At 66.5% G+C, this 5322-nt stretch carries 5 protein-coding genes and 2 pseudogenes; 5 read left to right on the plus strand and 2 right to left on the minus strand.

Translation table 11 applies throughout. The features are described 5' to 3' along the window. Positions 1–129: pseudogene (locus B4U45_RS30760) on the minus strand (PGRS repeat-containing protein); the annotation flags it as partial. A 147-nt stretch (positions 130–276) separates the two neighbouring features. Then, positions 277–498, minus strand: a pseudogene (locus tag B4U45_RS30765) (PE family protein); the annotation flags it as partial. Positions 499–1213: 715 nt separating this feature from the next. Between B4U45_RS30765 and mihF the strand changes: the two are divergent. From mihF to metK, 5 genes are all read left to right on the plus strand, one after another. Continuing rightward, positions 1214–1531: an integration host factor, actinobacterial type gene (gene mihF, locus B4U45_RS25965; RefSeq protein WP_015355818.1), complete on the plus strand. Its 318-nt coding sequence runs from the start codon at positions 1214–1216 to the stop codon at positions 1529–1531. A gap of 146 nt (positions 1532–1677) precedes the next feature. Further along, a complete protein-coding gene (gene gmk / locus B4U45_RS25970; RefSeq protein ID WP_075546009.1) occupies positions 1678–2271 on the plus strand; it encodes a guanylate kinase in 594 nt (197 codons plus the stop codon). Between the two features lie 61 nt (positions 2272–2332). Continuing rightward, positions 2333–2662 (plus strand): DNA-directed RNA polymerase subunit omega, encoded by a 330-nt coding sequence (rpoZ, locus tag B4U45_RS25975; protein ID WP_075546010.1) that lies wholly within the window; start codon positions 2333–2335, stop codon positions 2660–2662. Positions 2663–2678: 16 nt separating this feature from the next. Then, entirely contained in the window at positions 2679–3941 is a 1263-nt protein-coding gene (gene coaBC, locus B4U45_RS25980) for a bifunctional phosphopantothenoylcysteine decarboxylase/phosphopantothenate--cysteine ligase CoaBC (protein ID WP_075546011.1), read from the plus strand. 126 nt (positions 3942–4067) lie between these two features. Further along, on the plus strand, positions 4068–5279 hold the full coding sequence (gene metK / locus B4U45_RS25985; protein ID WP_075546012.1) for a methionine adenosyltransferase: 1212 nt from the start codon (positions 4068–4070) through the stop codon (positions 5277–5279). Positions 5280–5322: the final 43 nt, after the last annotated feature.

Here is a 5322-nt window from a genome sequence, read left to right on the forward strand (position 1 = left end):
CCCGCCGGCCCCGCCGTTGCCGAACAAGTACCCACCCGGCCCGCCGGGCGCCCCAGTTCCCGGTGCGCCGTTGGCGCCGTTGCCGATCAGCGGGCGGTTGAACAGCGTCTGGGTAGGCGCGTTCACCAGGTCAAGCAACTCCTGCCCGAGGTTGGGGGGCTGCGCGGCCGCCGGCGCCCAGCCGCCAGTCAGCGCGCTCGTCAGGATCTGCTGGACATTGGCGGCCTCGGCGCTGGCATATGAGCCGGCGGCGGCGCTCAACGCCTGGGAAAACCAGCGATGAAACGCCTCTGCTTGAGCGCTGACCGCCTGATACGCTGCGCCATGCGACCCGAATAACGCGGCGATCCCGGCCGACACCTCGTCGGCGGCCGCTGCCAGCACGCTGGTCGTCGGGGCGGCCGCGGCCGCGTTGGCTGCATTGAGGGCCGAACCGATACCGGCCAGATCCGTCCTCGCCGCTAGCAGTGCCTCGGGTGTTGAGGTCACAAACGACATCTCATGCCTCCGAACATTTGAGTCCTGATCGATGAGTCCAGCCCGACGATGGCCGGATCGTATCGCGCGCCGCGCAAGGTAATTCGGGATTTCTCGAACCCGCCTTTCGGTGGCGAAGGATCGGCGCGTTTGCTGGTCGCTGGGTTGGACGTGGCCGGTCGCAGATGGCGATCATGTCCGGCTGTTAGCAAACAGCTTGGGAATAGCTACGACTCCAGCCGGACGAGTCTTGATTGATCCGTCAACCTGTCTTCGGCCGGTCCATCGACGGACGGTGTTGTCGCCGATCCTCAAGACCGGCGAGCAGCGGCTGTTCTGGTTGATGCCGCGGCGCGACACGCGCGACACACCAGGAAAATGCGTGGTCCCAATCACGTGGATGTCCCGGTGCCCGCTGCCGCCGCTCGTCGTGGGCGGACACGGCACCGCGCGAGTTGCCTTGCCAGCACTAAAACCGCAGCTAGACAGGGGTTATGCCGATCCAGAAACTGGGCGTGTCGCCGCGAATGTGAGGTCATGTCAAACCGCTTTCAGCGCCACTTGGCGGGCCGCCGGCAGATGCCCCACGCGTGGTCCCACGCTGGGCATTCGTCGCCGTAACCGGGGGGTCGGGTTAGATTTCGTCAGAGAGCGTGAGTACGGTCGTCTGCGCTGGCTGGAATACCCGGCCAAGACAAATGAAGATCGATTGATATCGATGAGAGACGGAGGAATCGTGGCCCTTCCCCAGTTGACCGACGAGCAGCGCGCGGCCGCGTTGGAGAAGGCTGCTGCCGCACGTCGAGCGCGAGCAGAGCTCAAGGACCGGCTCAAGCGTGGCGGCACCAACCTCACCCAGGTGCTCAAGGACGCCGAAACCGACGAAGTCCTGGGCAAGATGAAGGTGTCCGCGCTGCTTGAGGCGTTGCCGAAGGTGGGCAAGGTCAAGGCGCAGGAAATCATGACCGAGCTGGAGATCGCGCCGACTCGCCGCCTGCGTGGTCTGGGCGACCGTCAGCGTAAGGCCTTGCTGGAAAAGTTCGGCTCCGCCTAGCCCAGCCCCCGCCGACAATGCAGGCCGGAGGGCCTGAGGTGGGTGTTCCGCCCGCGTGCGGGGGCGAGGCGGGCCGCCCGGCCCGACCCCCGGAAATGCAGTCCGAACGGCCTGTACGGGGTGCCGGCCCAGGGGCATCGACATCGGTGAGTGCCGGCGAGGGACCGGGCACGGGACGCATAGTCGTGTTGTCCGGTCCCTCCGCGGTCGGCAAGTCCACCGTGGTCCGGTGCCTGCGTGAGCGGATCCCGAACCTGCACTTCAGCGTCTCGGCCACGACGCGGGTGCCACGCCCGGGTGAGGTCGACGGCGTCGACTACCACTTCGTCAACCCCGCCCGTTTCCAGCAACTGATCGACGGCGGCGAACTGCTGGAATGGGCCGAGATCCACGGCGGCCTGCACCGGTCGGGCACTCTGGCCAAGCCGGTGCGCCAAGCCGCAGCGTCGGGTGAGCCGGTTCTGATCGAGGTCGACCTCGCCGGGGCCAGGGCGATCAAGAAGGCGATGCCCGAGGCGATCACGGTGTTTCTGGCGCCGCCCAGCTGGGAAGACCTGGAGGCCAGGCTGGTCGGCCGGGGCACCGAAACGCCGGAGGTCATCCGTCGCCGCCTGGACACCGCACGCATCGAATTGGCAGCCCAACATGACTTCGACAAGGTCGTGGTGAACCGTCGATTGGAGTCTGCGTGCGCCGAATTGGTATCCTTGCTGGTTAGTGCTCTGCCCGGCTCTGCATGAGTCCCAGAATCGAGATTTTGCCGCTTTCGCACCGCTCTACGCCGCCAGGAGAAAGTCTTTCGTGAGTATTCCGCAGTCAGACGCGCCGCCAGCCGGTTCCGGTTCCGATCAGTTCGATCCGGCATCCGCCGGAATCGGGGCCTACGACACCCCGCTCGGCATCACCAACCCGCCCATCGACGAGTTGCTGGACCGCGTTTCGAGCAAATACGCGCTGGTGATTTACGCGGCGAAGCGTGCCCGGCAGATCAACGACTACTACAACCAGCTCGGCGAGGGCATCCTGGAGTACGTGGGTCCACTGGTCGAGCCCGGTTTGCAGGAAAAGCCGCTGTCCATCGCCCTGCGCGAGATCCACGCCGACCTGCTCGAGCACACCGAGGGCGAGTAACAGGGCCGGGCCCCGGATGGACCGAAAGCGGATCCCCAAACAGGTCATAGTCGGCGTCTCCGGTGGTATCGCCGCCTACAAGGCCTGCACAGTCGTTCGTCAGCTCGCCGAGGCGGGGCATCATGTCCGGGTCATCCCCACCGAATCCGCGCTGCGCTTTGTCGGGGCGGCGACCTTCGAGGCGCTCTCCGGTCAGCCGGTTCGCACCGACGTTTTCGACGACGTGCCTGCTGTCCCGCACGTTCACCTGGGCCAGCAGGCCGACCTCGTCGTCGTCGCGCCGGCCACCGCCGATCTGCTGGCCCGGGCGGTTCACGGGCGCGCCGATGATCTGCTGACCGCGACTCTGCTCACGGCGCGGTGTCCGGTGCTGTTCGCGCCGGCGATGCACACCGAGATGTGGTTGCACCCGGCTACCGTCGACAACGTCGCCACCCTGCGCCGTCGTGGTGCGGTGGTGCTCGAACCCGCATTCGGGCGCCTCACCGGCACTGACAGCGGCCCGGGACGATTGCCCGAGGCCGAGGAGATCACCACTTTTGCCCAGCTGCTGCTGGAGCGGCACGACGCCCTGCACTACGACCTTGCCGGCCGCAAACTCCTAGTGACCGCCGGCGGCACCCGCGAGCCGATCGACCCGGTGCGTTTTATCGGCAACCGCAGCTCGGGCAAGCAGGGATATGCGGTCGCGCGGGTCGCCGCCCAGCGTGGCGCCGAGGTTACGCTGATCGCCGGACATACGGCCGGGCTCATCGACCCCGCCGGTGTCAACGTGGTGCACGTGAGCTCGGCGCAGCAACTCGGCGACGCGGTGTCCAAGCACGCACCCGAGGTCGACGTGTTGGTGATGGCGGCAGCCGTCGCCGACTTCCGGCCCGCGCAGGTATCAGCAGCCAAGATCAAGAAAGGTCCGGACAACCAGACCGGGCCGCCGACGATCGAGTTGGTACGCAACGACGACGTCCTGGCCGGCGTGGTGCGCGCCCGCGAGCACGGGCAGTTGCCCAAGATGCGCGCCATTGTGGGGTTCGCGGCCGAGACCGGCGACGCCAATGGCGATGTGCTGTTTCACGCTCGGGAGAAGCTGCGGCGCAAGGGCTGCGATCTGCTGGTCGTCAACGCGGTCGGTGACGGCCGGGCCTTCGAGGTGGACAACAACGATGGCTGGCTGCTGGCTTCCGACGGAACCGAGTCCGCACTGCAGCACGGTTCCAAGACGCTGATGGCCAGTCGTATCGTTGACGCGATCGTCGCGTTTTTGCATGGCTGTACCGGGTAGCGGATCGGCGGGTGTAGGCCTGTACGGCGGCTGAAGAGGTGCTGGACGATCCCTTGCCCGAGTGGACGAAGTGAAATTGTTGCCGGAGAATATAATTCGGCTAACTAATTATTGGAAGGACGCAGAGTGAGCGAAAAGGGTCGGCTGTTTACCAGTGAGTCGGTGACCGAGGGACATCCCGACAAGATCTGTGATGCGATCAGCGACTCGGTCCTCGACGCGCTTCTGGCGGAGGATCCCCGCTCACGTGTCGCGGTCGAGACGTTGGTGACCACCGGGCAGGTGCACGTGGTGGGCGAGGTGACCACCTCGGCGAAGGCGGCGTTCGCCGACATCACCAACACCGTGCGGGCCCGGATCCTCCAGATCGGTTACGACTCGTCGGACAAGGGCTTCGACGGGGCGTCCTGTGGTGTCAACATCGGCATCGGTGCGCAGTCTCCCGACATCGCCCAGGGCGTCGACACCGCCCACGAGGCGCGCGTGGAGGGTGCTGCGGACCCGCTGGACGCTCAGGGCGCCGGCGACCAGGGGCTGATGTTCGGCTACGCGATCAACGACACTACTGAACTGATGCCGCTGCCCATCGCGCTGGCCCACCGGCTGTCGCGGCGGCTGACCGAGGTCCGCAAGAACGGCGTGCTGCCCTACCTGCGCCCTGATGGCAAAACGCAGGTCACCATCGCCTACGAGGACAACGTCCCGGTGCGGCTGGACACCGTGGTGATCTCCACGCAGCACGCCGCCGACATCGACCTGGAGAAGACGCTGGATCCTGACATCCGCCAGCACGTGCTCAAAAGTGTGCTCGACGAGTTGGCCCACCAGACGCTGGATGCCTCGCAGGTGCGGGTGCTGGTGAACCCGACCGGCAAGTTCGTGCTTGGCGGACCCATGGGTGACGCGGGGCTGACCGGCCGCAAGATCATCGTCGACACCTACGGCGGCTGGGCCCGCCACGGCGGTGGCGCGTTCTCCGGCAAGGACCCGTCCAAGGTGGACCGCTCGGCGGCGTATGCGATGCGCTGGGTCGCCAAAAACGTCGTCGCGGCCGGACTGGCGGAGCGGGTGGAGGTGCAGGTGGCCTACGCCATCGGCAAGGCTGCCCCGGTCGGCTTGTTCGTCGAGACGTTCGGCACCGAGGCGGTTGACCCGGTCAAGATCGAGAAGGCCATCGGTGAGGTGTTCGATCTGCGGCCCGGTGCGATCATCCGCGACCTGGACCTGCTGCGCCCGATCTATGCGCCGACGGCTGCCTACGGACACTTCGGCCGCACCGATATCGAACTGCCGTGGGAGCAGCTCAACAAGGTCGACGACCTCAAGCGCGCCATCTAGTTCCCGGCGCGAGCAGACACGGAATCGCATCGCGGGGGGCTCC

Source organism: Mycobacterium persicum, assembly GCF_002086915.1.
Classification (GTDB): Bacteria; Actinomycetota; Actinomycetes; order Mycobacteriales; family Mycobacteriaceae; genus Mycobacterium; species Mycobacterium persicum.